The organism is Alcanivorax sp. HI0044 (assembly GCF_001634945.1).
In genome coordinates, this window is record NZ_LWEZ01001062.1 from 1 (window position 1) to 26,114 (window position 26,114).

25 protein-coding genes and 1 pseudogene are annotated in these 26,114 nt (G+C 58.0%); 15 read left to right on the plus strand and 11 right to left on the minus strand.

Annotated elements, in window-relative coordinates:
• A partial coding sequence (locus A3730_RS12530) for a co-chaperone YbbN (protein ID WP_156501191.1) occupies positions 1-211 on the minus strand: 211 nt, incomplete at its 3' end.
• 208 nt (positions 212-419) lie between these two features.
• Here A3730_RS12530 and A3730_RS12535 point away from each other — a divergent pair.
• The 6 genes and pseudogenes from A3730_RS12535 to A3730_RS32930 all read left to right on the plus strand — a co-directional run bounded on the left by A3730_RS12535 (position 420) and on the right by A3730_RS32930 (position 7,754).
• Entirely contained in the window at positions 420-2,876 is a 2,457-nt protein-coding gene (locus tag A3730_RS12535) for an acyl-CoA dehydrogenase (protein WP_197477468.1), read from the plus strand.
• 348 nt (positions 2,877-3,224) lie between these two features.
• A complete protein-coding gene (gene minC, locus A3730_RS12540) occupies positions 3,225-3,956 on the plus strand; it encodes a septum site-determining protein MinC (protein WP_063519272.1) in 732 nt (243 codons plus the stop codon).
• A 33-nt stretch (positions 3,957-3,989) separates the two neighbouring features.
• Entirely contained in the window at positions 3,990-4,805 is an 816-nt protein-coding gene (gene minD / locus A3730_RS12545) for a septum site-determining protein MinD (protein ID WP_063538161.1), read from the plus strand.
• Between the two features lie 3 nt (positions 4,806-4,808).
• The gene (gene minE, locus A3730_RS12550) at positions 4,809-5,060 is read left to right on the plus strand and encodes a cell division topological specificity factor MinE (protein ID WP_063519356.1); all 252 of its coding nucleotides are present in this window, start codon (positions 4,809-4,811) and stop codon (positions 5,058-5,060) included.
• Positions 5,061-5,511: 451 nt separating this feature from the next.
• Positions 5,512-6,815, plus strand: a pseudogene (locus A3730_RS12555) (7TM diverse intracellular signaling domain-containing protein); the annotation flags it as partial.
• Between the two features lie 69 nt (positions 6,816-6,884).
• Positions 6,885-7,754 carry an ATP-binding protein gene (locus tag A3730_RS32930; protein ID WP_255364265.1) on the plus strand — a complete coding sequence of 290 codons (870 nt, stop codon included), beginning with the start codon at positions 6,885-6,887 and terminating at the stop codon, positions 7,752-7,754.
• 9 nt (positions 7,755-7,763) lie between these two features.
• On the opposite strand, the gene A3730_RS12560 is transcribed toward A3730_RS32930, so the two are convergent.
• Complete coding sequence (locus A3730_RS12560) at positions 7,764-8,078, minus strand: antibiotic biosynthesis monooxygenase (protein WP_063519354.1); 315 nt, start codon at positions 8,076-8,078, stop codon at positions 7,764-7,766.
• Positions 8,078-8,839, minus strand: coding sequence for a zinc-dependent peptidase (locus A3730_RS12565; RefSeq protein WP_063519353.1), 762 nt, complete (start codon positions 8,837-8,839; stop codon positions 8,078-8,080). Before A3730_RS12565 ends, A3730_RS12560 begins: the two co-directional genes overlap by 1 nt.
• 50 nt (positions 8,840-8,889) lie before the next feature.
• Here A3730_RS12565 and A3730_RS12570 point away from each other — a divergent pair, with 50 nt between their 5' ends.
• The 3 genes from A3730_RS12570 (at position 8,890) to A3730_RS12580 (ending at position 11,922) form a co-directional block, all read left to right on the plus strand.
• Positions 8,890-9,939 carry a DMT family transporter gene (locus A3730_RS12570; protein WP_369819076.1) on the plus strand — a complete coding sequence of 350 codons (1,050 nt, stop codon included), beginning with the start codon at positions 8,890-8,892 and terminating at the stop codon, positions 9,937-9,939.
• An 11-nt stretch (positions 9,940-9,950) separates the two neighbouring features.
• A complete protein-coding gene (locus A3730_RS12575) occupies positions 9,951-10,565 on the plus strand; it encodes a hypothetical protein (RefSeq protein ID WP_063519495.1) in 615 nt (204 codons plus the stop codon).
• Positions 10,566-10,731: 166 nt separating this feature from the next.
• The gene (locus tag A3730_RS12580) at positions 10,732-11,922 is read left to right on the plus strand and encodes a tetratricopeptide repeat protein (protein ID WP_231880576.1); all 1,191 of its coding nucleotides are present in this window, start codon (positions 10,732-10,734) and stop codon (positions 11,920-11,922) included.
• A 51-nt stretch (positions 11,923-11,973) separates the two neighbouring features.
• Here the strand turns inward: A3730_RS12580 and A3730_RS12585 are convergent, their stop codons facing one another.
• A complete protein-coding gene (locus A3730_RS12585; RefSeq protein WP_063519497.1) occupies positions 11,974-12,240 on the minus strand; it encodes an acyl-CoA-binding protein in 267 nt (88 codons plus the stop codon).
• 137 nt (positions 12,241-12,377) lie between these two features.
• On the opposite strand from A3730_RS12585, the gene A3730_RS12590 reads away from it, so the two are divergent.
• Entirely contained in the window at positions 12,378-13,604 is a 1,227-nt protein-coding gene (locus tag A3730_RS12590; protein WP_063519498.1) for a GAF domain-containing protein, read from the plus strand.
• A gap of 18 nt (positions 13,605-13,622) precedes the next feature.
• Here A3730_RS12590 and A3730_RS12595 read toward each other — a convergent pair whose 3' ends face one another.
• Positions 13,623-14,267, minus strand: coding sequence for a 1-acyl-sn-glycerol-3-phosphate acyltransferase (locus tag A3730_RS12595; RefSeq protein WP_063519499.1), 645 nt, complete (start codon positions 14,265-14,267; stop codon positions 13,623-13,625).
• Positions 14,264-15,049, minus strand: coding sequence for an acyl-CoA thioesterase II (locus tag A3730_RS12600; RefSeq protein ID WP_063519500.1), 786 nt, complete (start codon positions 15,047-15,049; stop codon positions 14,264-14,266). Before A3730_RS12600 ends, A3730_RS12595 begins: the two co-directional genes overlap by 4 nt.
• Positions 15,050-15,260: 211 nt before the next feature.
• On the opposite strand from A3730_RS12600, the gene A3730_RS12605 reads away from it, so the two are divergent.
• Entirely contained in the window at positions 15,261-17,318 is a 2,058-nt protein-coding gene (locus tag A3730_RS12605; RefSeq protein WP_063538163.1) for an LTA synthase family protein, read from the plus strand.
• Positions 17,319-17,411: 93 nt separating this feature from the next.
• Here A3730_RS12605 and A3730_RS12610 read toward each other — a convergent pair whose 3' ends face one another.
• The 3 genes from A3730_RS12610 to A3730_RS12620 all read right to left on the minus strand — a co-directional run bounded on the left by A3730_RS12610 (position 17,412) and on the right by A3730_RS12620 (position 20,086).
• Positions 17,412-18,188, minus strand: coding sequence for an SDR family oxidoreductase (locus A3730_RS12610; protein ID WP_063520730.1), 777 nt, complete (start codon positions 18,186-18,188; stop codon positions 17,412-17,414).
• A gap of 219 nt (positions 18,189-18,407) precedes the next feature.
• Entirely contained in the window at positions 18,408-19,337 is a 930-nt protein-coding gene (locus tag A3730_RS12615; RefSeq protein WP_063520731.1) for an electron transfer flavoprotein subunit alpha/FixB family protein, read from the minus strand.
• Positions 19,337-20,086: an electron transfer flavoprotein subunit beta/FixA family protein gene (locus A3730_RS12620; RefSeq protein ID WP_063520733.1), complete on the minus strand. Its 750-nt coding sequence runs from the start codon at positions 20,084-20,086 to the stop codon at positions 19,337-19,339. Before A3730_RS12620 ends, A3730_RS12615 begins: the two co-directional genes overlap by 1 nt.
• Before the next feature lie 465 nt (positions 20,087-20,551).
• Here A3730_RS12620 and A3730_RS12625 point away from each other — a divergent pair, with 465 nt between their 5' ends.
• Positions 20,552-22,207 (plus strand): electron transfer flavoprotein-ubiquinone oxidoreductase, encoded by a 1,656-nt coding sequence (locus A3730_RS12625; RefSeq protein ID WP_063519991.1) that lies wholly within the window; start codon positions 20,552-20,554, stop codon positions 22,205-22,207.
• A 101-nt stretch (positions 22,208-22,308) separates the two neighbouring features.
• On the opposite strand, the gene A3730_RS12630 is transcribed toward A3730_RS12625, so the two are convergent.
• Complete coding sequence (locus A3730_RS12630) at positions 22,309-22,512, minus strand: hypothetical protein (RefSeq protein ID WP_063521714.1); 204 nt, start codon at positions 22,510-22,512, stop codon at positions 22,309-22,311.
• Positions 22,513-22,641: 129 nt separating this feature from the next.
• On the opposite strand from A3730_RS12630, the gene A3730_RS12635 reads away from it, so the two are divergent.
• Positions 22,642-23,526, plus strand: a complete 885-nt coding sequence (locus tag A3730_RS12635) for a LysR substrate-binding domain-containing protein (protein ID WP_063538165.1) — start codon at positions 22,642-22,644, stop codon at positions 23,524-23,526.
• 129 nt (positions 23,527-23,655) lie between these two features.
• Entirely contained in the window at positions 23,656-24,540 is an 885-nt protein-coding gene (locus A3730_RS12640) for an oxygenase MpaB family protein (RefSeq protein ID WP_063520337.1), read from the plus strand.
• A 36-nt stretch (positions 24,541-24,576) separates the two neighbouring features.
• On the opposite strand, the gene A3730_RS12645 is transcribed toward A3730_RS12640, so the two are convergent.
• A complete protein-coding gene (locus A3730_RS12645) occupies positions 24,577-25,302 on the minus strand; it encodes a pseudouridine synthase (RefSeq protein ID WP_063520334.1) in 726 nt (241 codons plus the stop codon).
• A gap of 203 nt (positions 25,303-25,505) precedes the next feature.
• Here A3730_RS12645 and A3730_RS12650 point away from each other — a divergent pair.
• The coding region (locus tag A3730_RS12650) for a TonB-dependent receptor plug domain-containing protein (RefSeq protein ID WP_156501192.1) at positions 25,506-26,114 on the plus strand (609 nt) is incomplete at its 3' end.

Here is a 26,114-nt window from a genome sequence, read left to right on the forward strand (position 1 = left end):
CCAGCATTTGCTGTTCATCTGCATTCACCTTCGCCAGCAGCACCTTGCCCTGGTATTCATTGACCAGCCGCTCCAGTATCGGCGCCATCTGCTGACAGGGCTGGCACCAGCTGGCCCAGAAATCCACGATCACCGGGATCTGTTGGGATTGTTCAAGGATTTGCTGAATATTCTGCTCTGTGGCTTCAATGATAGGGCTGTTCGGCTGCAACGCTATGCTCCTGAAAACGCATTAAAAGTGGCGCCAAGTGTAAGGCATCATCCAGATTAAATCCGGTTAAATCCTGTGCAACTTGTGCCATCTGCGCGTTAGACTGAAGTCCGGTGTACGGTTTGAAGTTCCTGGCGGCAGTTTCACGCGCTCTCCATGGTAACGCCCGTATGCTGGAAGGTATTCCACCCAGGCAAAGGAGATCACCATGCTTAGCCTATTGGCTATTGTGTTGTTAATTGCCACGCTGATGACCCTCTTCTATCAGCAAATCAGCCGAGGCATTGGCAGTGCCGTTTTCGTTATTGTGTGGCTGCTCTGCGGCTTCCTCGCTTCCTGGCTGTTCCATCCCATTTCCCTGATTCTGCTCGCCGCCGGCGTTACCGTGCTCAACCACGTGGACCTGCGCCAGAAATTCATCACCAAACCGGTCTACAACGCGCTGGGCAAGGTCATGCCAGCCATAGGCGATACCGAGCGTGAAGCCATCGAGGCGGGCACCACCTGGTTCGAAGCCGACCTGTTCTCCGGTCGACCGGATTGGGAGAAATTCGCTCACATTCAGTTCACCACGCTCACCGATGACGAGCAGTCCTTCATCGACAACGAAGTGGTGCAATTGTGCGACATGCTTGATGAGTGGCAGATCTTCCACGAACTGCGAGACCTGCCCGAAGAGGTCTGGGATTTCCTCAAGCACAAGGGCTTTTTCAGCCTGATCATTCCCACCGAATACGGCGGCAAGGCCTTCTCGCCCTATGCGCAAAGCCGCATCATGAGCAAGATTGCCACCCGCTCACTCACCGCCGCCGTCACCGCCATGGTGCCCAACTCTCTCGGCCCGGGTGAACTGTTGGCGGAATACGGCACCCAGGAACAGAAAGACCGCTGGTTGCCCGGCCTTGCCAAGGGCGACGAGATTCCCTGCTTTGGCCTTACCGGGCCGGAAGCCGGTTCCGATGCCGGCGCCATTCCCGATACCGGCGTCATCTGCAAAGGCAAGATCGACGGCAAGGAAGTGCTGGGCATGCGCCTGAACTTCGCCAAACGCTGGATCACCCTGGCCCCGGTGGCCACGGTGGTGGGGCTTGCGTTCAAGCTTTATGACCCGGAAAAACTGCTCGGTGATGAGGAAGACCTCGGTATCACCTGCGCCCTGATTCCCGCCGACACCAAAGGCGTGGAAATCGGCCGCCGGCACTACCCCGGTTCCCCGTTCATGAACGGCCCCATCAATGGCAAGGATGTGTTCGTGCCTCTCGATGCCATCATCGGCGGCCCGGATATGGCCGGCAAAGGCTGGCGCATGCTGATTGAATGCCTCGGTGCCGGCCGCGGCGTCTCCCTGCCTGCACTGGCCACCGCCAGTGGCGAAATGGGCTACCGGATGACCGGTGCCTTTGGCCGCATTCGTCGCCAGTTCAATACGGCCGTCGGCGAATTCGAGGGCGTACAGGAAGCGTCCGCCGATGTGGCGGCGCTGGCCTACACCCTGGAAGCCTACCGCCATCTGGTGACCCGTTCGCTGGAAGACGGCGCACCGTCCGTGGTGACCGCCATGGCCAAATACCATGCCACCGAAATGATGCGTGAGCTGATCAACCACGGCATGGATATCGCCGGTGGCCGCGGCATCCAGCTGGGCCCGCGTAACTTCCTGGCCCTGCCCTATCAGTCCACCCCCATTGCCATCACCGTGGAAGGGGCCAACATCCTCACCCGCTCACTGATGATCTTCGGCCAAGGCGCCATGCGCTGCCATCCGTTCCTCTATGACGAACTGCAAGCCATACAGGCGGAAGACAAGAAGCAGGGGCTGCAGGACTTCGATGACCTGTTCTTCTCCCATGCAGGCCATACGCTGGGCAATATCAGCAGTGCCATCGTGCAGGCCTTCGCGGGCCCCTACCTGTCTGATGCCCCCGGTAATTCCGACGCGTTCAGTGCGCCCTGGTATCGTCTGGTCAGCCGCTACAGTGCGGTACTGGCCAGCGTCTCGGACATGGCCCTGGCGCTGCTGGGCGGCGATCTGAAGCGGCGCGAGCTGCTGTCCGCCCGGCTGGGTGATGTGCACAGCCAGCTGCTGATTGCCTGTGCCATTCTCAAGTACCACGCCACCCTGCCCCGCGATGAGGCCAACGATGCCCATGCGCACTATGCGCTGCGGCTGGCCTTCAGCCGGGCCCACGACTCCCTGGAAGCGTTCTCGCGCAACTTCGGTTTCTTTGGCCTCGGCCACGTGCTCAAGCGCCTGTTCTTCCCGCTGGGTCGCCCCTGCAAGGCCCAGGCACCCAGCGACGATCAGATACGCACTCTGGGGCAGATGATCATGGAACCCAGTTCGGTGCGTGATGCGCTGGCGGAACCCGCCTATATCTCCCAGGATCCGGAGGATTCCATCGGCCGCGTGGAAGCCACCTTCAACAAACTGTTGGAAGTGGAGCCCGGCTTCCTTGCTTACCTGAAGGCAGAAGGCAAAGGTCAACTGGAAGGCGAGACCGTGCTGGAAAAACTGCAGGATGCGGCCCGCAAGGGCATCATCAACGAGAGCCAGGTAGAGGCCATCAACGAGTACGACGCCATGCGTTACGACTGCCTGCTCACCGACGCCTTCGACAAGGACCTGAAAGAAGTGAAGGTTCACGCCGAACGGCCAATGATGTAAACCACCGGGGCGGGATGGTGCTCACCATTCCGCCCTTCTCTTCTTTTCCAGTCCCTCCTGCCAGCCGGCTCCGAAGTGACGTTCCGGCTTGCGATGAACCTGCACCGCTGCACAAAAATTAACCAGTGCTCATTTTCACAAAAAGGCAACGCTGACGTTTTTGCGCAAAATGCTGCTTTTTCCAGCAGTTAATCCCCGATCTGCCCAATCTCACAGAGATTTAACATTCAGATCACCCTTTTGGCGCTTTTACGCATGGTCGCTTTCGTCTAGTCTTGCCCAAATTACGCCCCACTGGGCCCGGAGCGCCTTTTTGCCTCCCTTTGCCCCTCGGACAACAGGTCAGTAATGACAGCAGTCGTCGAAGAAAAAACCGCAATCGAATTCAAGGGCCGCATGCTGATGATGACGGTCCTCCAGTTGAAAAATCTGGATGCCAATGTCCTCCACCAACAGGTGAGTCAGCGCCTGGAAGACGCCGCCCAGTGGCTACAGGAAGCCCCCGTGGTAATCGATGTGAGCCCGGAGCTGGATAGCGATCCCGTGGCGCTGATGGCCGCTGTGGATACGCTGCGCAGCCTGGGGGTCAATCTGGTTGCCCTGGCCCGTAGCGAAAACATTGATACGGACACAGCAAGCATGCTGGGTCTGGGCACGTTGAGCCTGGCCGGCGGCCGTGATGTACCCCGCCGCGCCGAACCCGCACCGGCCACGGACGATGGTGCTGCGAACAGCAAGCCCGCTGCTCAGCAGGTTGAAACCATGGTCATCGACCAGCCGGTACGCTCCGGTCAGCAGGTCTACAGCCGTGGCGACCTGATCGTGCTCGCCCCGGTGAGCACCGGCGCGGAAATCATGGCCGACGGCAACATTCATGTGTACAGCAACCTGCGCGGCCGCGCCCTGGCCGGGGTTCGCGGCGATACCAGCGCACGTATTTTTTGCCAGCAACTGAATGCCGAACTGGTATCCATTGCCGGCCATTATCGGGTAGCCGAAGACCTGCCCGAGTCATACCGTAACCGGCCCGTGCATCTATACATGCAGGGCGAAGCGATGCATTTTACCGCGCTGAACTAGCGTGCATGAAACATGGAAGGTAAGGAGAAGAGCGTGACGAAGATCGTGGTCGTGACATCCGGCAAGGGTGGCGTCGGCAAAACCACCACCAGTGCAGCGCTGGCCACAGGCCTTGCCCTGCGCGGTTTTAAAACCACTGTGATTGATTTTGATGTGGGCCTGCGCAACCTGGACCTGATCATGGGGTGCGAACGCCGTGTGGTCTATGATCTGGTCAACGTGATCAGTGGCGATGCCAACATCAAGCAAGCGCTGATCAAGGACAAGAAGGTGGACAACCTGTTCATCCTCCCGGCCTCCCAGACCCGCGACAAGGACGCCCTCACCATTGAAGGCGTGGAAGGCGTGCTCAACGCCCTGCGTGATGACATGCAGATGGACTACATTATCTGCGACAGCCCCGCCGGCATCGAAAAAGGCGCCCTGATGGCCGCCTACTTCGCCGATGAGGCCGTGGTCGTCACCAACCCGGAAGTCTCCAGCGTACGGGACTCCGACCGCATCATCGGCATTTTGGCCAGCAAGACCCGCCATGCCGAACAAGGCGATGGCGATATTCCCTCTCGCTTGCTGCTGACACGTTACTCCCCGGAACGGGTGGAAAACGGGCAGATGCTCTCGGTGGAAGACGTGCAGGAAATCCTCGCCATCGAACTGTTGGGCGTGATTCCGGAATCCCAGGCGGTACTCAACGCCAGCAACTCCGGCAGCCCGGTGATTCTGGATACAGAGTCCGATGCCGGCCAGGCCTACAGCGATGCCGTTGCCCGCTTTCTGGGCGACCAGCTGCCGCACCGCTTTCTTACCACTAACAAGAAAGGTCTATTCGGCCGTCTGTTTGGAGGCTAACGGATGAGCATCTTCAGTTATCTGCTTCCCAAGAGGCAGAACACGGCATCTGTGGCAAAAGAACGCCTGCAGATCATTGTCGCCCGCGAACGCTCCACCCGCGGCGGCCCGGATTACCTGCCACAGCTTCAGGAAGAGCTGCTTCAGGTAGTACGCAAGTATGTGCCAGTGGATCAGGACGCGGTTAACGTTCAGGTTGACCGGGAATCCGGATGTGAGATTCTCGAATTGAATATCACCCTGCCGGAAGGCTGATTCCCTATCGTGACGTGCCCCTGTTGTTGGCCACTCGCGCAACAGGGGCACGCCGATAGCCGCACGCCGCCCTCTTCGCCCCCCCTTTCACACCACCTTGCCTGTTCTCATGTAGCCTTCCATCACTGGCCTCACTGGGACAATTGCGCCACCATAGTGTCACGATAAATTGCCTGCGCAGCCTTGCTGCTCGAGCTTTCAGGCAGGTGTGCCATGAGGCTCCTTGGCCCGATAAAACAATAAAATCAGGTGTTCTCTGCCAGGATAATGGCATCGCGTAGACAGGCTATTTGCCAATAGCGACGCAGCCAATCCGATTGAGAACGGAGGGAAATCCATGTTGGTCAGGGCACTGATTGGATTGCTACTGCTCGCGAACCTGCCAGGCATCGCGCTGGCCGGCACTTCGACACCGATACAAACCCTCTCACTGCACCCCCCAGTGCAGTCCATGCCGCTCGCTCCCAACTTGCAAAGCTGGTGTGATGGTACCGGCGAAGCCAACCTGACCGACGCCCGCCAGGCTGACTACCAGCCGCTCAAGCGCCAACAAATCAGCTTTGGTTATCGGCGCGACGCCTGCTGGTTTCGCGTGCGCTTCGAAAACACTGGCGACGGGGAATTACCGCTGTGGCTACAGGTCGACTATGCCATCCTGGATGAAGTGGATTTTTTCTGGTCGACGACCGAGGCGTGCAATCAACCCATATGGGCGACACCTTGCCTTTTTCCAGCCGCCCCGTGCATATCCGCACTTTCACTCTCCCCTTCACGCTGTTACCGGATACCCCGCGCACCCTGTATCTGCGCGTCTACTCACTGACCAGCGCCATGACCGTACCGGTCAGCCTCGTCGGCCGAAATACATTCATCGAACAACAAAGCAGCAACGAATGGCTAATGGGAGGGTTTTACGGCATTGGCCTGGGGCTACTGTGCTACCACCTGGTGCTATGGCTGGGCGGACGTGAAAGAAACAGCCGCTTCTATGTTCTGCATCTGGCCTCATCCACACTCTATGTGGCTACCCTGCAGGGGGTTTTGCAGCAATTCTGGTTCGAATCCCAGGTATTACCGCAAAACACCAATCACTTTTTTGGCTACATGAGCCTGCTATCCGGGTTACTGTTTGCGCGCGATTATTTACAAACCCGGCGATGGCAATGGCTGGACCGGCTTCTCTTGTTCCTGTGCGCTACCCAAGCCATCATTATCGCCATCCTGCTGGCTAGCCCCGTCGGCACCCTGGCTCCACTGCAAGGTGGCGTTGCCCTGCTGACGCTGGCGGTCTTGCTGCTTTCGGGACTTTACAGTCTATTTCAGGGACGCCCCGAGGCCCGCATTTTCGTGTTGGCATGGAGCACATTCCTGCTCACCGTCACGTTGTTGGCGCTGGGCGCCTATGGCGTCATCACCCTGCCCGGAATTCTCACGGTAATCGGCGTTCAGGTCGGTCTGGTCATGCAACAGGTTCTTTTGTCTTTCGGGCTTGCCGGGCGCTTTCGCAGCCTGAAGAAGGAAAGCCTGCAGCGGCAACAGGAAATTGCCCGTACTCAGGCGGAAAATGACGCCAAGAGTGATTTTCTCGCCAAGATGAGCCACGAAATACGCACCCCCATGAATGCAGTACTGGGGCTGGCAGACCTGCTCCGAGGCACCCGCATGGACGCGACACAGCGCAACTATGTGGAAACCATCTACAGTGCCGGTAGCAGCCTGCTCAATGTCATCAATGACATCCTCGACTTTTCGAAAATCAGCTCAGGAAAACTGCAACTGGAGGTCAGCACATTCAATCTTCACCAATTGCTGGAGGATTGCCTGATGATCTTCCACGCCAGCGCGGAGCAGAAGAACATCCACCTGGTCAGCGACTGGGACGAAACCCTGCCGGAATGGGTCAAGGGCGATCCGACACGGCTACGTCAGATATTGCTCAATTTGCTTTCCAATGCGGTGAAATTTACCGATCACGGAGAAATCGCCCTTAAAGCCCGCACCGCAGACAGCCTGGAACGTGACACCCTGTTGCTCAGCTGCCAGGTATCGGATCATGGCATCGGTATCAGCCGTGAGGAACTGAGCAACCTGTTTCACTCCTTTCAGCAGGCAGACAGCTCCACCTCACGAAAATACGGCGGAACCGGCCTGGGGCTGGCCATTTCCCGGCAGCTGGCTGAACTAATGCAAGGACGGCTGGAGGCACGCAGTAAACCCGCCAAGGGCTCCATATTTACCCTTACGGTCCCTCTGCAACGAAGCGAGAAAAACGAGAACCAGCCGGAACGTCCGGCGCAGCATGGTACCGAGGGGCTACGCGTCCTCGTGGTGGAAGACAACGCCGTTAACCAGATGGTGATTGGGGCACTGCTCGACACCCTGTCCGTGGAGGTCAAGCTTGCCAGCAGCGGTGAAGAAGCCTTGCAGGCGATAAGCCAGCAACAGGACTTCGCGGATATGATATTGATGGACTGCGAAATGCCGGGACTGGATGGCTATCAAACCACACGGCTTATCCGTGATCTGGAAAGTCAGCTAGGTAGAGAACCGCTGCCCATTCTGGCGCTCACCGCCCATGCCACCACAGAGCATCGTGAACGCTGCTTCGCCTGCGGCATGAACGACCATATATCCAAGCCGGTGACCCGCTCACAGCTCAAGGAAAAGCTGTTGCAGTGGTCTCCGCCCCGCTAACCAACAGCATCACATCGTGCCTGGCAGGGCCTGCCATTCCGGCTCTTCATACTCGCCGATCACGGTAACCTCGACGACTTTGGCGTGCTTTTCCAGAATTGCCTTGACCCTGGCGCTGCGGGTGTCGTCCTTGGCATCGCGGTGTGTCTTGCTCTCCCAATGGGCGATGGCCAGTACGGTGTCCGGGTAACCAATCTTGCGGTGCAAATAGGTGCCTTTTGCTCCTTCGCTTTGCTGAATGATTTCACTGGCTTCCACCCAGCCCCGGGCATATTCCTCCACGCTAAAGCCCGGCTTGACCCGTACCTCAAAAATAAATTTCATCAGCGCTCTCCCTGTCGATAAAACTGTGCCAACAGGCGGTACAGGGCCGGCCAGTCCTTGTAGAGCTGGTCCGGCCCTTCGAAAAAGGCCTCACTGCACACCGCAAAAAACTCACCCGGACCGGTCAACGCATAAGCATCCACCGGCATGGGCCGGTGGTGCTGATAATCGCTCAGCAACTCTTCCCAGCACGCGGTGAAGGTGTCATGCCATTGTTTCGGGTTCATCCCGGTATGCAACGGCGGCCTGCCGTTGGCGCCATTACGGCGCATGTCCAGTTTGTGGGACATTTCATGGATCACCACATTGCTGGCCCGGTTATCCGGCGCACAGGCATCACTGATCGCGTCCCAGGAGAGAATCACCGGGCCCTGATGCCAGGCCTCACCGGCCAGCACAGGCCCCTGGGCATGAACCACGCCGTCTTCGCTCAGGTGTGGCCGATTGGGAATGAAGGCACCTTCATACAAAATCACCGTGTACCAACCGTCATACCAATCCAACCCCAGGTACAGGATGGGCACACAGGCCATGGTTGCCACTTTTAGGCACATTGCATCGGTATAAGCGAACCCGCCGCCAGAGGCGATGCTTTTGCGGGCCAGGAAGCGCAGCGAAAGATCAAACAACACCGTTCGCTCTTTACCTTCAAACCGGGCCATCAATGGCCAATCGCCCACTGCGGCCTCCCATTCTTGCCGGGTATACCCCATCTTCCTGACCCGACGGGCGTCCCGCCAGTTTTTCCAGGCTGCAAACATTCACTGTCCTCACGTTCCGCTTTTTGTGATTACTGGCGTCTACTTTGACCATGAAAGCGGCGTTTCACCAGTCGTTACCGGTCAGCATGGCTGTGCTACCATCGCCAACCGGTTTCTACTGCGAATACTGTTCAGTGCCTATCCGCCCATCCCATAAAGCCGACCTGCTGCTTCTGGTGGTCACGCTTCTGGCTGCCATCAGCTGGATGTTCTCCAAAGAAGCGGTGCTGGCCATGCCTCCTCTGTTATTCATGTCGCTGCGCTTCCTGCTGGCGGCAAGCCTGCTGGCCATGGCGGCGCATCATCAACTGCGCCGTCTGAGCGGCCAGCAGCTGCTCCGCTGTGTCCGGGTTGGTACCGTTTTCGGCATTGCCATGAGCTGCTGGGTAATGGGCCTGGCCATGGGCGAACACGTGGGGGAAGGCGCCTTTCTGACCAGCCTGGGCGTGGTGCTGGTGCCAGTGCTAGGCCGGCTGATTTTTGCCGAACCGGTGCCTGGCAGTACCTGGCTCGCACTGCCAGTGGCTGCCGCAGGGCTGGCCCTGCTGTCTTTGGATCAGGAACTGCATCTGGAGGCCGGGCAGTTATTCTTTGTGGCCGCTGCCACCATTTTTGCGCTTTATTTCAATCTCAACACCCGCGCCGCCAACCCCCTCTCTACGCGGGGAACGAATGGTGAATCCATTGAACACCCTCGCGTCCCGGCCCTGGCGCTAACCACCATAGTGCTCGCCGTGGTGGGCGTACTGACCGGGGTGCTGTCTGCCATTTTTGAACCCTGGCAAAGTGTCGCGGCCAACGCCACACCACTACTGGTACTGTGGGTGGTGCTCAGTGCCACGGTAGGCACTGCCCTGCGTTTTCTGGTACAAACCTATGCGCAAAGCCTGTCACTGCACAGCCATGGCGTTGTCATTATGGTGTTGGAACCCATGTGGACGGCACTGATGGCCGCCGCTTGGTTCGGTGAACAGATGACACAGCTGCAACTGGCAGGCTGCGCGCTGATCTTTCTATCGCTTCTGGTCAATCGCTGGCGTGCTGTACGCAGCCTCCTCAAGATTTTCCTGACCCGGATTTTTGTTCCAACCCCCAAGTAAAAGGAGTTTCAATGGGTGGAGAAATAGCACAACTCATCACCATGGCGCTGCCAACCTTTCTGGTCGCCATTGCCGGCTTTGTACTGGCCGGCATTTTCATGCCAAAGGCACGGACTGCCGCCATTCTGGTGCTGATCGCCTCGCTACTCAGCCTGGTCCATATCGCCTATATGTGCCTGCAGCAATTCGTGCTGATCGAAATGCTGTATGACGACAGGATATCTGGCGATCTCTTCGGTCTGATTTCCAGCGGCATCTACAACGGGCTGTATCTGATCATCAGCGCATTGATGCTGGGTGCCGCCTTTACCGGTCGCCATCAACCTGTGACAAACGCCCCGCAAAACACCGCGATCAACACAAACGCAGCGCCGCACCGTGGCGGCCTGGTACTGACACTTGGCCTGTTGGGGGTACTGCTATTTGCCCCGGTCGGCATTGTCGCCTGGATCCTGGGCAACAAGGATTTGGCGGCCATGCGCCAGGGCAATATGGATAACAGCGGTGAAGGCATGACGCTGGCGGGCAAGGTGCTGGGCATTCTGGCCACGGTGATGTTCATCGTGGGCATCCTGGTGGTTATTGCTGCGGTTGTCATCGTCGCAACCAGCTATCGAGGCTTCTGATCCCCAGCCTCACGGCCCCGCTTCGCCACACTCGTGAAGCGGGGCCCATTGGCTGTCCGGCAAGCCCCTGACGACTTTGTACACTGCCGTGTGACCCAGTTCCTTCTCTCATTCGCCAGTTGGCGCACCATTTGAGCCCAATAACGCCAATAATAAAAAGACTGACATGATGACGGCACCGTTTTTACGCGCGGCTATCGCCAGCCTGCCCCTGACACTTCTACTGCTGCCCCTTGGCAGCATGGCAGACTCTGCCTGCCTGAGTGCGGCTCCCTACGCCGTTTCGTCATCCTCACTGACTATCAGCGGGGATGATGAACAGCTCCTGGACCTGCTCGGTCACCAGGCCACAGCAACACAAGCCCGCGCCCTGCTCACCTATAACCAGCATGCCAGCAGTATCAACAAACCGATTCTGGGTAATTATGCGCGCCTGCGGCTGGCCGCACTGGCGCTGAAAGACGGCGATACCGAGTTTGCCCGTCAACAACTCAGTGAAGTGGAGCAGAACAGTCCGGCGGCTGTGGATGCCGCCCTGTTGTTGGCAGAAAGCTATCGGCGCGATGGCGACAAGGAGCGGGCCAGAGCCTGGTTTATCCGTATTGCCGCGCGTTTTCCGGGCAACCCCCGGGCGGTATCCGGCCTGGTACTGGCTGGCGATGACTGGCGCAACCAGGGCGCCGATGCGCTGGCCCTGCCGGTGTACAACCTGGCGCTGACCAAGGCGGCGGAAAACCTGCAAGCCCTGAATCAACTCTCCAACGAGCCGGATCAGTTATACCGCACCCTGACCAATACCGTGGCCGGCAACAGCACCACAGTCATGGACCAGCTGGTTTTGGCCATGGTCCGTGATAACGATAGCGAAGTACTTACGGCCACCCGCCAGTTGATGGCCGCCCACCATCAACACAAATGTCTGGACCGCAGGGAAACCGATCTGCACAACGCCATCCAGCATGCCACCGCCAGAGACCTGACCAACGGGGCCTTTCGCACCGCAGCAAAGCGTGAAAAAACCGCCACCGAACAGGAAATTGCAGACTTGCAGCGCATCCTGCGAAACGCCCCGGATGCCGACGAACTGAAAGCACAGCTGGCCAACGCGAGGGAACGGCTGAAACGCCTGAATACCCGGCTCAACAAACTTGGCGGAACCGCACTGCCGCCGGCGCTCCAGCAACGCAAAGACCAGCTGGCACTGGAGAAACAGCAGGTGGAATCGAATCTGACTAACGCGCGGCGCCAGGTGCGCAAAGCGCTGCAAGCGCAGCTCCCGGAACTGGAAACGTTCTACCGGAACCTGGCGGGAGAAGCGCAACTGGGCAAAGCCCAGTTGCTGCAGAAGAAGTCCTGATGATGAAGGATGCCTAACACACCATAGCAACCATCACAGGCCCCCGCACAATCAACCCTTGTGGCTTTTCAACAAGGCATCCACCTTATCGATGTATTTCTGTTTGGCCTCGTCTGCCCCCAGGCCCTTCAGCTTGGCCCAGGCGTCATACTTGGCGCGCCCCACCATATCCAGCATTCCCGGACGCTTGCCGGCCACATCTCCGGCGCTTCCCTGCTTGAAATGCGCATACAAGAAAAGCAGGTCGTCATTGGACGGTTTGCTGTCGAGGGTTTTGACATCTTTCTGGGCTTGTTCAAATCGGGCAGTATCGGTCATGATGTTTCCTGTCGATGTGATCATTGTTGTATAAGGCACAAGCCTTAATTTCTGCAGGAAATAGTGCGCTGTGATCGCGGATGAATCAACATAAGCGCTACCAACAAAATCAAAACGAAGAATAATCAGGTTACGCCATGAGCGACGCAGGGCAATCCCGGGCCAGCCAGACCCTCGACCAACAGCAGGAAGGCATTCTTCGTAATGCCCTCAGTACCTTTCTGGTGCAATTCGATCGCGACCTGGAACGGCGGTATGGCGCACACGCACATCAACGCGCACGGGACCTGATCAATCGCTCCGTTTACCTTTTGATGGGGCTGTATTTGCTGGTCGTGCTGCCGGTCATTGTGCTGGTCAAAACGCCGGAAATGGCCGCCTGGCGAAGTTACGGCGTATACCCCATCGCTGCTGCCCTGATCGGGCTGTGGTGCTGTACCCGCCTGAGCTGGCTGCGCCCCCACGCCATTGGCATCATGTATCTGGCGTTGGGATTATCCCTATCCGGTACGGTCTTGGGCTCCATCCGCTTCAATGGCAGTTTCCCCGGGCAAATTTCCTCGTTTGAAACCATTTATCTGCTGATTATCGGCTTTTCGATTCTGCGGCTGCCGCCCCGGCAGACATTGGTCGCCTGCACCATTGCCGCAGTCGTGGCCTTCGCAATCAGCCTGCTCATGGGCCTGGCACTCCCGCTGCTGCTGGTGTCCCTGTCATTCGGTATCCCGCTGATCATTTGCACCCTGAACGGCTACATTCTGGATATCAGTGCCCGGCGCAATTTTGCCAACAACCTGTTGCTGGCCCATGAATCCGAGCAACTGAAACACTGGCGGGAACAGGCAGAAAAAGATACCCACCGGCAACAGCAGCTCAATACCTTTATGGAGCAAATCGCCGGCAACCTGACTCCCACACAATTACTGGAACGGGTGCTGGGATATCTGGTTCAGCAAGTGAACGCGCAGGTGGGCGCCGCCTACACACTGGAAGAAAACACCCTGGTGCGCCAAGCCGGCTGGGCTCTGAACGACGCAGCTCAAACCCGAAGCACCCTGCCCGCGGGCGAAGGGCTGCTCGGTGCTGCGCTTAACCAGCGGCTGCTGATGCAGCAACATCACGTACCCGAGAATTATCTGGATCTGGAAACCGGCCAGGGCAAACGGCCGCCGGGTGCGGTACTGTTGTGGCCCCTGATACAGGGAGACCACCCGCTGGGCATCATTGAGATCGCCAACACTCAGGGGTTTGATCAGGAACAGCAAACGTTGATCAGCGAGTTGCATCGCCCCCTGGCCTTCGCGCTGCAATCCGCGCAACGCCGCCAGCAGTTTCTGGACCAGACCGCCAGCGCCAACGCATAAACACTCTTCCCCGCTGCCTCAGTCAATGCCACGGGCGGCTTTGGCCGCTTTCAGTGGGGCGGACAGCAAGGCAGGCTTGCGCGGCACGATATCGGCCAGTGATGTCACCATCCGGGCCATGTCCGCATCCATATCCCCGGTGGGCAGAAAGCAATCGACAATGCGCACCTGCCGGCGCCGATAGCAAAAGCCCAACACCACAATCGGCACCGCCATCTGCTCGGCAATACGGTAAAACCCGGTTTTCCATCGCTTGGCGCCGGTACGTGTGCCCTCTGGTGCCAGGCCCAGCCAGAACGGCGTCTCGCGCATGACCGCAGTGGTCTGGTCCACCACATCCTCAGCGCTGTCCCGGTTCACCGGGATGCCCCCCAGCCAGTACATGAGCCGCCCCAGACGCCCTTCAAACAGGGTGTGTTTGCCCATGAAACGCACATGGACTCGCAAGGACTGGATGGCGCTGATGCCGATCACCCCGTCAATGTTTGAAGTGTGAGGAGCAACCGCCAGAACCACCCGGGACGTATTGGGCAAGCTGCCAACAATTCGCCATCCCATCGCCCCCAGAATCAGTCTGCCCAGACCCGCCAGCAGCCAGTGGCCGCGACGGGGCACCTGATCCCCCAGTGTTCGCGCTGTCAGCGGTGCCAGTTCCGATTTCATGCAAATACCGTAAATGTCTGTCGACTCAGTGCCACGGCTTGGCCAGCCGCGTCCCAGATCACAGCCTGGCTTTGTCCATAGCCATCACTGCACTGGTCAGTGTTTACCCGATATTGCCACAAAGTATCCGCCGGGCGAGACCCCGGATCATCCAGCAGCTCCATGGTCCAGGTCAGGGAACTGGCCGGTGCCGGGCCTTTGAGCAACGGCAGCACCGAAGGCGGCCAAGTATCCACCAGGGCAATCAGCGCCGCTGTGCTCATTGTTTCCGGGGGTACGGTGAAGCCCATGTAGCCCCCGAAATCCGGCGCTGCACTGCCACTAAACGGCGGCATACCCTCTGCGTAGCGGATATCAAAATGGGAAAGAAAGTCCGGCGTCAGCCCCTTGATGAACGGCAACGCAATGCTCTGTTCTGCCCCTTTCAAACCTGGCGCTGACGGCCCTTCCACCACCACTTTGGACTCCCGGCCCACGCCGAAACTGGCCAGCATCACCGCGACCACCTGCTCGCCCTGGCGCGCAGACACCATCGCCTGCATCACCGATTTCCCTTCCCGTAGCACCGTTGCGTCCAGAGCAACCTGCCCAGGCGATGCCGGCGCCACAAAAGACAGAGAAAAACTGCGCAAGAACCGCCCACTCGCCACTGTCTTTTGCAGATGATCAAACAGCACCGCGCCGACCAATCCACCAAACAGCGCACGGCCCTGCCCCCAGCCTTCAGGGAAGGTGGCACTGCCCTTGCCATCCACCGTGGCCAAAATTTCATCGAATGTCATGATCTCTCACTTTTTGCATGCCTGAAAATAGCGGCCCTTTATTTACCATCCTCATCAGATCGGTAAAAGTCATTATCCCGTCGCAAGGGCGCCATAACCAACAATCGTGTGCATAAAACAAGCGGAAAACGCGTTTTCCCCATGCGCTTGGCGCCCCTTGCCGGTAGCATAGGCGCCTCTTTTTCAGTTTCGCCAGTACGGAGATAAACGCATGACCTGGTTGAAATCCCGACGCCTGCAGTACCTGTTGGCCATCACTGCTCTCTTTTTCTCGCTGATGGTTGTTCTGCGCGCCGTGTTTTATTTCGGCTTTTCCCCTTTATCCGGTGATAGTGACATTGCCACCGACACCATTCTCACCGCCTGGGGCATTGGCCTTCGCTTTGACCTGCGCCTGGCCCTGCTGCTGATGCTCCCGTTGGCCGCACTGGCCTACCTGCCCTGGCTGAACTTGTTACGCAGCAGCATCGCCCGCTTCATCGGCCATGCCTACCTGCTGTTCGCCCTGTTGTTGCTGGTGCTCACCTATATTCTCGACTTTGGTCACTACGCCTACCTGGCCGACCGGCTCAATGTCACCGCGTTGCGTTTTCTGGAAGACACCGCCATTTCCACCCAGATGGTCTGGGAAAGCTATCCAGTGATCTGGATTACCCTGGGCTGGCTGCTCACCACCGCGCTCACCTTCTGGGCCGCCCTGTGGATTGAGAAAACCTTGCTCGGCCGTCCGCAAACCCGCATTGCCAAAAGCCAGGCCACATTCGGCTTTTTCGTCTGTTTCACGCTGTTCTTCTTTGCAATTCTGGGCCGGGTTAGCGACATCAATATTCTTAACCCAATCCCGCTGCGCTGGAGCGAAGCCTTCGCCACCGGCAACAAGGCGGTCGGATCATTGGGACTAAACCCGGTGCTGTACTTCTACGACACCACCCTGATCCCGGCCTCCCCCTACGACAAGGAAGCAGTGCAGAAGTACTACCCTGTCATGGCGGATTATCTGGATATCCCGCCAGCGCAACGCCAGAACCTGAACTTCGACCGCGTCGTCGATGTGCAAAGCCATAAGCTCGATTACGATCGACCGCCCAACGTGGTATTCGTGATGCTGGAATCCCTCGGTGCCAGCCGGGTAGGCGCCTACGGCACACCGTTTGATCCCACCCCCAACCTGGACAAAATTGCCAGCGAAGGCTGGTTCTTCAAACATTTCTACGTGCCTGTTACCGGCACCGCCAAAACCATCTGGGCGACCTTCACAGGCATCCCCGATGTTGCCCCCACGGAAAGTGCCAGCCGCAACCCTCTCACCAGCCATCAACGCATGGTACTGAATGAATTCAAGGGCTACCGCAAATTCTACTTCGTCGGCGGCAACGCCGGCTGGGCCAACATCGACGGACTGATCAAGCAGAGCATTGACGGGATAGAACTGTACGAGGAAGGCGATTGGAAGGCCCCCAACGTTGACGTTTGGGGCATCTCCGATCTGGAACTGTTCCGCGAATCCAACCAGATCCTCAATGATCTACCGGACGATCAACCCTTCTTCGCCTTTATCCAGACCGCCGGCAATCACCGCCCCTTCACCATCCCCGAAGAGAACGGGGATTTCGAAGTACGCGATATGCCGGAAGAAGAGCTGGCAAAGCATGGATTCCGTAATCCAGCGCAATACAATGCGGTACGCCTGCTGGATTACAACGTGGGCGAATATATGAAAATGGCACAGGCCAGTGATTACTTCGATAACACCATTTTTGTGTTCTTCGGCGATCACAACAACCGCATTACCACCATCCCACACATGCCACCGGCCATGGAGAAGTTGGGACTGGAGAGCAATCATGTGCCGCACATGATTTATGCGCCCGCTTACCTGAAACACCGTGTTATTGAACAATCAGTGGGGCTAACCGATGTGATGCCAACCATCGCTGGCATGCTGGGGCTGACCTACCGCAACACAACTCTGGGCCGTGACATTCAAAGCCCGGCGCCGGAAGGCGATCGCGTTAACTTTGTGGTGATGCAGGAAGGTCCACGCCCCGTATATGGCGCGCTGACCAAGGATTACTTCGTGCGCATGAACCACGACGGCAGCAATGCCACCCTCCACGACCTGCACAGCGACGACCCGGAAACCGACCGCGCCGAACAACACCCGGAAGTGTTTGAGAAACTGTACGAGCTGGCCCGCGGACAATACGAAACCGCGCGCTACCTGTTCTACGACAACGTGGACAACAAAGACGACAAGGCGCAGCAATAAGCATTGAAGCAACGCTTGATTTCTGACGCCACAAGCTCGACAACAGCAGGTGCCCCCCGCGCCTGCTGTTGTCAGCGTCAGAGACTGTTTTTTCTAGTCATGCCGGCCCATCACCAACCCCGCTAGCCGGGTGACCCAAACTCCGGGCAAGAATCGTGTTACCGCGACCATCAGCTTATACAGGGCACCGGGTACCACCACCGCTTTCCCCGCCATTAGTCCCTGCAATCCTGCAGCAGCTACCCGATCCGCTGGCATCATCGCCTTTTCCAGATCCGGATCCATTTTTTCACGGGCCAGAGAAGAAAATTCGGTACGCGTGCCACCCGGACACAGTGCCGTCACCACCACACCAAACGGTTTCAGCTCTTCGTGGAGTGCTCGACTCAAGTGCAGCACCGCAGCCTTGCTGGCCGCATAGGTGGCCATACCGGGAATCGGAAACCAGGCGGACACCGAACTGACATTGAGAATCCAGCCCCTACCTCGCTCTGCCATGGGCGCAGCAAACAATCGCGTCAGGGCCAGCAGGGCACGATCATTCACATCCACCATGCCGAGCTGCTCCTCCAGACTCATTGCCAGCAAGGGTTTCTGGAAGCCAAAGCCGGCGCTATTGATCAGGATGTCCACCAGCAGGCCACGACGGGCCACTTCATCAAAAAGCATTTGCGGCGCCAGCGGATCTGACAGATCCAACGTGATCACCTGCACAGACACTGTTGACAGTTCTTCTGCCAACGCATTCAAGCGTTCGGTACGTCGTGCCACCAGAATCAAATTACAGTCAGCCGCTGCCAGCTGGCGTGCCATTTCTGCGCCAATACCACTGGAGGCGCCGGTGATAAGGGCTGCTTTTCCTGAAAACATTATTTGCTCCAGCTTCTAGCTTCCAGCATTGATCGTCCTGCGGACGATGCCGTGCTACGCACGGTTCGCGCCTCCAGTGGCGCTCCTACAGCGGCTTCGTTGAAATGCAGGAAATCGGGAGCTTTTGGCATTTCCCCATCCAATTGAGCGTAGCTCGTAGCTCAATAACAAAAAACCCGGCACAAGGCCGGGTTTTTTGTTGGTGCGGGAAGCAGGTTTTTACAGCTTGCCGTCCAGCTCCGGTACAGCTTCAAACAGGTCAGCCACCAGGCCGTAGTCAGCCACCTGGAAGATCGGGGCTTCTTCGTCCTTGTTGATAGCAACGATGACCTTGGAGTCTTTCATACCGGCCAGATGCTGGATGGCACCGGAGATGCCCACAGCAACGTACAGGTTCGGAGCGACGATCTTACCGGTCTGCCCCACCTGCATGTCGTTCGGTACGAAGCCTGCGTCAACGGCAGCACGGGATGCACCCACGCCAGCGCCCAGCTTGTCAGCCAGCTTGTACAGGATTTCGAAGTTGTCGCCGTTACCCATGCCACGACCACCGGAGATCACGATCTCGGCAGAGGTCAGCTCAGGACGGTCAGACTTGGCCAGCTCTTCACCCACGAAGGAAGAAGTGCCCGCGTTCTTGGCAACGTCCAGGGCTTCAACAGCAGCGGAACCGCCTTCTGCAGCTACAGCATCGAAAGAAGTACCACGCACGGTGATTACTTTCTTGGCATCAGAGCTCTTCACGGTAGCGATGGCGTTACCGGCGTAGATCGGACGCTTGAAAGTATCCGCGTCGATAACTTCAGAGATCTCGGAAACCTGAGCCACGTCCAGCAGAGCAGCGGTGCGCGGAGCAAAGTTCTTGCCTGTGGTGGTAGCAGCAGCCAGAACGTGGGTGTAATCGGCAGCCACTTCAGCAACCAGATCACCAACGTTTTCAGCCAGCTGGTGCTCGTAGGCTTCGTTGTCAGCACACAGGACCTTGGAAACGCCATCAACCTTGGCAGCTTCTTCGGCAACAGCGCCACAGCCTTTACCGGCAACCAGTACGGTGATGTCGCCACCGATAGCTTTGGCAGCAGCAACGACGCTCAGAGTGACCTTGTTGAGCGCGGCGTTATCGTGTTCGGCGTAAACTAATACACTCATCAGATCACCTTCGCTTCGTTCTTCAGTTTCTCGACCAGCTCGTCTACGGAGCCAACGATGATGCCAGCCTGACGCTCGGCGGGTGCTTCAACGCTAACGGTGGTTACACGCGGAGTCAGGTCAACGCCCAGATCAGCAGCGGTCTTGGTGTCCAGCGGCTTTTTCTTGGCTTTCATGATGTTCGGCAGAGACGCGTAACGCGGCTCGTTCAAACGCAGGTCAGTGGTGACCACCGCCGGCAGGTTCAGCTCTACAGTCTGCAGGCCGCCGTCGATTTCACGGGTCACTTTCACCTTGCCGTCAGCCACATTCACTTCGGAAGCGAAGGTACCCTGCGGCATGCCAGTCAGAGCAGCCAGCATCTGGCCAGTCTGGTTGTTGTCACCATCGATGGCCTGCTTGCCCAGAATAACCAGCTCAGGCTTTTCTTCATCAACGATGGCTTTCAGCGCCTTGGCAATGCCCAGCGGCTGAACGTCTTCGTCAGTTTCGACCAGGATGGAGCGGTCAGCGCCCAGAGCCATAGCCGTACGCAGCTGTTCCTGAGCGGTCTTGGGACCGATGGAAACGGCAACGATTTCGGTAACCACGCCCTTTTCTTTCAGACGCACCGCTTCTTCTACAGCGATTTCACAAAAGGGATTCATGGCCATTTTAACATTGGCGAGATCAACACCAGTGTTGTCAGCCTTCACGCGAACCTTGACGTTGTAGTCAACGACCCGCTTGATAGGTACAAGAACCTTCATAGGATCCTCGGAATGTTCCATTGGGTGACTTGTAGAAGGAGGCGACATGACGCCGTTGCCGGGTCCACCCCCGCGAAAGAGCCGCTATCTTGAACGCTCGCCCACAGCAGGTCAATAGGCCGAAAATCTGTAAGCAGATGATTTTGCTGCAAATAGACCACACAAAGTGTCCACTTTTTGTGACCTGTCGGTCGGCGATTTTCTTGTAAATCAACCATCTAGCAAGAGATAATCCAAACACTTGTTTGAAAGTGCCCTGCGCCGGTTCAAATGTTGACACAAGTTCGCGTCCGCAGGGCCAACCCCAGTAGTGGTGTGGTTTCTTCTATCTCTATATACTCCGCGCCACCCCCAAGGCTGGTCTCGGTCGGCCATTGAGAAAGGTTTTCTGTTACTGCAAATGTCAGAACGCCTTTCTCAGTGGCTTCCGGGCCAAACACGCAATTGATAGCGAGGAGACAGGCTGTGGAACGCGAATCTATGGAAGTCGACGTAGTCATCGTCGGCGCCGGTCCTTCCGGTCTGGCAACTGCCTGCCGTCTGGGCCAGATCGCCCAGGAAACTGGTCAGGAAATCAGTGTTGTTGTGGTAGAGAAAGGCTCCGAAGTGGGCGCCCATATCCTTTCCGGTGCGGTACTTGAGCCGCGCGCCCTGAATGAACTGTTCCCCAACTGGCAGGAACTGGGCGCCCCGGTGAACACCAAGGTAACCGGCGACGAGATCTTCTTCCTCACCGGCCCGGAAAAGGCACAGAAAGTGCCCAACCTGTTCGTTCCCAAGACCATGCACAACGAAGGGAACTACATTATTTCCCTGGGTAACCTGTGCCGCTGGCTCGGCGAGCAGGCCGAAGGCCTGGGCATCGAAGTCTTCCCCGGCTTCGCCGCCAGCGAAGTGCTGTACAACGAAGACGGCTCTGTAAAAGGCATCGCCACCGGCGATTCCGGCATCGGCCATGACGGCGAGCACAAGCCCAGCTACACCCCGGGCATGGAGCTTCACGCCAAGTACACCATCTTCTCTGAAGGCTGCCGTGGTCATCTGGGCAAGCAGCTGCAGGAAAAATTCAACCTGCGCGAAGGCACCGATCCGCAACATTACGGCATCGGCATCAAAGAGTTGTGGGACATTGACCCGGCCAAGCACCAGGAAGGGCTGGTCGTTCACACCGCTGGCTGGCCGCTGACTGAATCCGGCTCCCCGGGTGGTGCTTTCCTGTACCACATCGAAAACAACCAGGTGGCCCTGGGCCTGATCACCGATCTGGCCTACTCCAACCCGCACGTCTCACCGTTCGACGAGATGCAGCGCTGGAAGACCAACCCGGAAATTAAAAAGCATCTGGAAGGCGGCAAGCGTGTCTCCTATGGCGCCCGCGCCATCTCCAAGGGTGGCCTGCAGTCCCTGCCCAAGATGACCTTCCCCGGCGGCCTGCTGGTGGGCTGTAATGCTGGCACGCTGAACTTTGCCAAGATCAAGGGCACTCACACGGCCATGAAGTCCGGCATGATTGCCGCCGAAGTTCTGGCGGAAGCTCTCAAGGGCGGTCGTGGCAGCGACGAGTTGACCGAGTACAAGGATGCCTTCGACAAGAGCTGGGTTTACGAAGAACTGCACGCGCAGCGCAACTTCGGCCCGGCCCAGCACAAGTTCGGCAACCTGGTCGGCTCCGCTTTCGCCTTTGTGGACATCAACCTGTTCAATGGCAAGCTGCCCTTCACCATGCGCGATACCACCCCGGATCACGCTACCCTGAAGCCGGCTGACCAGAGCAAGAAGATCGACTACCCGAAGCCGGACGGCAAGATCACCTTCGCCAAGCTGGACAGCGTATTCCTGTCCAACACCAACCACGAAGAAGATCAGCCGTGTCACCTGACGCTGAAAGATCCCAGCGTGCCGCTTGAGGTTAACCTGCCCAAGTGGGACGAGCCGGCCCAGCGTTACTGCCCCGCAGGCGTGTACGAAGTGGTGGAAGACGAGAATACGGGCGACAAGCGTTTCCAGATCAACGCCCAGAACTGTGTCCACTGCAAAACCTGTGACATCAAGGACCCCACCCAGAACATCAACTGGGTGGCCCCGGAAGGCACCGGCGGCCCGAATTACCCGAACATGTAATTCCCGTCACGGCTTCCGTGTCACAAACAAAAAAGGCGCCTTTTCAGGCGCCTTTTTTGTTATGGCCGGACTGTCAAACCCTGACAGCCCGGCAAAAAGGGTCAGGCCAGAGGTCTCTGCAGACGCTGGATCACCCGGGCACGCTGCTGCGCACGGTTCTTGCGCAGGCGGTACCAGGCCAGACGAATGCGATAATCAAGCGCATCCATCATCGCCAGCGGAGGCATGGCCGGCATGTGCAGGTCCGGTTTGCGGGACTGAATCCGTACCGGGGCTTCAAGGGTCTGGGTTTCGTTGTGCTTCATGGTCTCCTCCCTGTCTGATGACAATATGGAGTGGCTGGGCTTTGATTGGCCTCCATGATGCAATCAGGTTTATTATCAGTAAATCGAAAAGAACTGCACCTACCGTTCAATTTTTCTGAAAGGTCAGCCATGCCACCCAACACCCCTCTCCAGCCCCTGCTGGACACGGAAATCCTGCGCAGTTTCGTGGCCATCGCCGAAACCGAAAGCTTTACCCAGGCTGCCAGCGAAGTGTTCCGCACCCCCTCGGCACTGAGCATGCAGATCAAGCGCCTGGAGGAGCAGCTCGGCCAACGGCTATTCCTGCGCGAAGCCCGGCGAGTCAGCCTGACCGCCGAAGGGGAAGCCATGCTCGGTTACGCCCGGCGGCTACTGAAGCTGAACCAGGAAGCCATCAGCCATTTCACCGCCCCTGAACTGGAAGGCACCGTGCGGCTGGGCACCCCGGATGATATCGGCACCCGCATCCTGCCCCAGGTGCTCACCCAGTTTTCCCGCTCCCACCCTGCGGTACAGGTCAATGTGATTGTCGGCCGCAGCGCCGACATGCTCAAACAGCTGGACGCCGGCAAGCTGGACCTGATTATGGTGACCACCGGCAAGCAGGCACGGCCAGCACGAGGGGAAGTGGTACATAGCGAGCCCCTGGTATGGGCAGGCGCCCAGAGCGGTATCGCGGTGACCCAAAATCCCCTCCCCCTGGCGCTGGCCAGCCAGGGCTGCCCCTGGCGCAAAATGGCCCTGGAGGCGCTGGACCACAGCCAACATCGCTACCGGATTGCCTATACCAGCGAGCACTGTGCCGGCCAGGAAGCGGCCATGCAGGCGGATCTCGCCATCGGCCCCTTTCCGCTCAGCCTCATTCAGCCCCCGCTACAGCAGCTGGGAGACGAATTTGCACTCCCCGAGCTGGGCGATTATCAAATCGCCATGCTCTACCGCGGCGAAGAAGGGTCTGCCACCCACGTGCTGGCTGGCCATGTCCGGGCCGTTTTCCGGGCCCTGCGGCTGTAATGGGTCAGAAAACACCAGAAACGATACAAATAATTTATTTTGTCTCATTGTGTAATCACCACATCCTCGTTAGCATAAATTGAAACGAGCGCATGACCGGTTCAGAACCGGCTTTCGAGGATGAACAAAATGACAGCACAAGCCTCTGCTTTCGATAACAAAACCCGGCTTGAGAACCAATGGCCGGAACCTCTCAGCGCCAAAGAACTGGATCGCAAATTCCCCGGCGTTCTGGACAACACCGTTATGTTGTCCGCCGGGGCGAATATCATCATGCAGCTGGCCCTGCCCGCGGTCGGTTACGGCGTCGCCGAGAGCCGTGTAAAAAGTGGCTCCGTCCTGCACCGTCCGCTCAAACGCACCCGCACCACCTTTACCTATCTGGCCGTTGCCATGATGGGCACGAGCGAAGAAAAGCTGGCCTATCGAAAAGCCGTTAACGGCGCGCACAAGCAGGTCTATTCCACTGACAGCTCCCCGGTAAAATACAATGCCTTCGACCCCGAACTGCAGATGTGGGTTGCCGCCTGCCTGTATTGGGGCTTTGTGGATACCTATCAGAAAGTTAACCGGACGCTGAGCCGCGCAGAGCAGGAAGAGTTCTATCAGTTATCTCACCCGCTGGGCACCACCCTGCAGGTTCGCCAGGACATGTGGCCCCGGGATCTGGATGGCTTTGAGGCGTACTGGCAAAACGGCCTGAAGAACCTGAGCATTGATGACCGTGTGCGTGAATTCCTGATGATCATCGCCGATCTGAAATTCCTCAATCCGGTTAGCCAGTTACTGTTCAGCCGCTTCAACCGGTTTGTCACCACCGGCTTTCTTCCTCAGGAACTGCGCGATCAGATGCAGCTGGAATGGAACGACGACAAGCAGCGCAAGTTTGAACGCTTTGTGCGGATGGCTGGCCGTATCAGCCGCCTCTTTCCTCGCCCTATTCGCCAGGCCGCGTATCTGCTGCCGCTCTGGGACTTCCGTCGCCGGCTGAAAAAAGGCAAGCCTCTCATTTGAACCCTGCTCGCCAATCCTGGTAGGGGGCATACCCCCCTATCCTTTTACCGGCAACCTTGCGATACCCGCCACCTCCTCAGGCAGCAGGTCACGGCTCTCCCCCGGGGCCAGGCTTTCATCCAGAACCAGATGACCGATAGCCAAGCGGTGCAACGTCAGCACCTTGTTATCGAAACGTCCGAACATTCTCTTGATCTGGTGATAACGGCCTTCGCACAGCCAGACATCCGCCTCGTAAGCACTACGAATTCTGAGCGTCGCCGGGCGTGTCTTGATGCCCTCGAATGCGAACCACATGCCTTCGGAAAATGCGGCCACATACGCCTCCGTCAGAGGCTGCTCCACCGTCACCCGATAGTGCTTACGAACCTGACTCTGCGGCTGACTCAGCTGCCGGGACCAGGCGCCATCGTTGGTCAGCAACACCAGGCCGGTACTGTTGAAATCCAGCCTGCCGGCCAGATGCAAACCCTGGCGCTGTGACGCAGGCAACAGATCCATCACAGTGGTGTGCTGATCGTCACTGGTGGCGCTGACCACGCCGGCAGGCTTGTTCAGCATCAGGTAACGCGGCGCCTCACTTTGCAGCAGCTCCCCGTCCAGCTCTACCCGGTCGAACGGGCCGATTCGCTGCTGACGATCCCTTACCGGCACGCCATTCACCCGCACGCGCCCCGCAGCCAGCACCGGACGCAGCCCGCTGCGGCTGACTTGCAGAACCTGGCTGAGAAAACGATCGAGTCGGTGGTTGCGGCTTGGCATCGGCACAGTCTACCTGCCGGCCATTCAAACCGTGATAGCTAAATGCTATTCAGGCATTAGAAAAAGACTATTATGAAAAGAGAATACAAACAGTTCCCATTAACAGCCATAATTTTATCAAGAGCGCCCAGGATAACGCTCTGCGCCACTATCTAGCTGCACCGTTATCCCAATGAACCCTCCGCTGTCACTACAGGATTGCCATGTCGACCTTTCCCTATCGCCTGACCGCACTGACACTCGCCTGTCTCACCGCCACTTTTGTCCATGCAGCCGAGGAAGAAAGCCATGTTCTTGAAACCGTAAAAGTACAAAGCAGTGCCGACGCCTCCAAGGAAGGCCTTAGTGAAGCCTACGCCGGTGGCCAGGTGGCCGAAGGCGGTTCTCTGGGGATCCTTGGCAAGCAGGATAGCCTGGAAACCCCTTACAGTTTCACCAACTACACAGAGCTGCTGATCGAAGACCAGCAAGCGGAGAGTGTCGGTGATGTGCTGCTGAATGATCCGGCGGTGCGGGTTGCCCGCGGCTTCGGCAACTTCCAGCAAGTCTATCTGGTACGTGGCCTGCCGGTGTACTCCGACGACATGAGCTACAACGGCCTCTATGGCCTGCTCCCTCGCCAATACCTGTCCTCGGAGTTCATTCAGCGCGTTCAAGTCTTCCGCGGCGCCAATGCGTTCCTGAACGGCGCTGCGCCCGGCGGCAGTGGGCTGGGCGGTGCAATCAACGTACTGCCCAAGCGCGCCCCCAACTATGCGGTGAACCAGTTCACCCTCGGCGTGGAGAGCGGCGGCCAGGGTTACGGTGCCGTG

What these genes read in the sequence shown, in the direction of transcription:
- A3730_RS12580 (WP_231880576.1), top strand. Translation starts at nt 10,732, where the DNA reads ATGATGACGGCACCGTTTTTACGCGCGGCTATCGCCAGCCTGCCCCTG.
- A3730_RS12585 (WP_063519497.1), bottom strand. Translation starts at nt 12,240, where the DNA reads ATGACCGATACTGCCCGATTTGAACAAGCCCAGAAAGATGTCAAAACC.
- A3730_RS12630 (WP_063521714.1), bottom strand. Translation starts at nt 22,512, where the DNA reads ATGAAGCACAACGAAACCCAGACCCTTGAAGCCCCGGTACGGATTCAG.
- A3730_RS12560 (WP_063519354.1), bottom strand. Translation starts at nt 8,078, where the DNA reads ATGAAATTTATTTTTGAGGTACGGGTCAAGCCGGGCTTTAGCGTGGAG.
- minE (WP_063519356.1), top strand. Translation starts at nt 4,809, where the DNA reads ATGAGCATCTTCAGTTATCTGCTTCCCAAGAGGCAGAACACGGCATCT.
- A3730_RS12605 (WP_063538163.1), top strand. Translation starts at nt 15,261, where the DNA reads ATGACCTGGTTGAAATCCCGACGCCTGCAGTACCTGTTGGCCATCACT.
- A3730_RS12575 (WP_063519495.1), top strand. Translation starts at nt 9,951, where the DNA reads ATGGGTGGAGAAATAGCACAACTCATCACCATGGCGCTGCCAACCTTT.
- A3730_RS12535 (WP_197477468.1), top strand. Translation starts at nt 420, where the DNA reads ATGCTTAGCCTATTGGCTATTGTGTTGTTAATTGCCACGCTGATGACC.
- A3730_RS12620 (WP_063520733.1), bottom strand. Translation starts at nt 20,086, where the DNA reads ATGAAGGTTCTTGTACCTATCAAGCGGGTCGTTGACTACAACGTCAAG.
- A3730_RS12570 (WP_369819076.1), top strand. Translation starts at nt 8,890, where the DNA reads ATGAAAGCGGCGTTTCACCAGTCGTTACCGGTCAGCATGGCTGTGCTA.
- A3730_RS12595 (WP_063519499.1), bottom strand. Translation starts at nt 14,267, where the DNA reads ATGAAATCGGAACTGGCACCGCTGACAGCGCGAACACTGGGGGATCAG.
- A3730_RS12645 (WP_063520334.1), bottom strand. Translation starts at nt 25,302, where the DNA reads ATGCCAAGCCGCAACCACCGACTCGATCGTTTTCTCAGCCAGGTTCTG.
- A3730_RS12610 (WP_063520730.1), bottom strand. Translation starts at nt 18,188, where the DNA reads ATGTTTTCAGGAAAAGCAGCCCTTATCACCGGCGCCTCCAGTGGTATT.
- A3730_RS32930 (WP_255364265.1), top strand. Translation starts at nt 6,885, where the DNA reads ATGATCTTCCACGCCAGCGCGGAGCAGAAGAACATCCACCTGGTCAGC.
- A3730_RS12590 (WP_063519498.1), top strand. Translation starts at nt 12,378, where the DNA reads ATGAGCGACGCAGGGCAATCCCGGGCCAGCCAGACCCTCGACCAACAG.
- minC (WP_063519272.1), top strand. Translation starts at nt 3,225, where the DNA reads ATGACAGCAGTCGTCGAAGAAAAAACCGCAATCGAATTCAAGGGCCGC.
- A3730_RS12565 (WP_063519353.1), bottom strand. Translation starts at nt 8,839, where the DNA reads ATGTTTGCAGCCTGGAAAAACTGGCGGGACGCCCGTCGGGTCAGGAAG.
- A3730_RS12615 (WP_063520731.1), bottom strand. Translation starts at nt 19,337, where the DNA reads ATGAGTGTATTAGTTTACGCCGAACACGATAACGCCGCGCTCAACAAG.
- A3730_RS12640 (WP_063520337.1), top strand. Translation starts at nt 23,656, where the DNA reads ATGACAGCACAAGCCTCTGCTTTCGATAACAAAACCCGGCTTGAGAAC.
- A3730_RS12600 (WP_063519500.1), bottom strand. Translation starts at nt 15,049, where the DNA reads ATGACATTCGATGAAATTTTGGCCACGGTGGATGGCAAGGGCAGTGCC.
- A3730_RS12635 (WP_063538165.1), top strand. Translation starts at nt 22,642, where the DNA reads ATGCCACCCAACACCCCTCTCCAGCCCCTGCTGGACACGGAAATCCTG.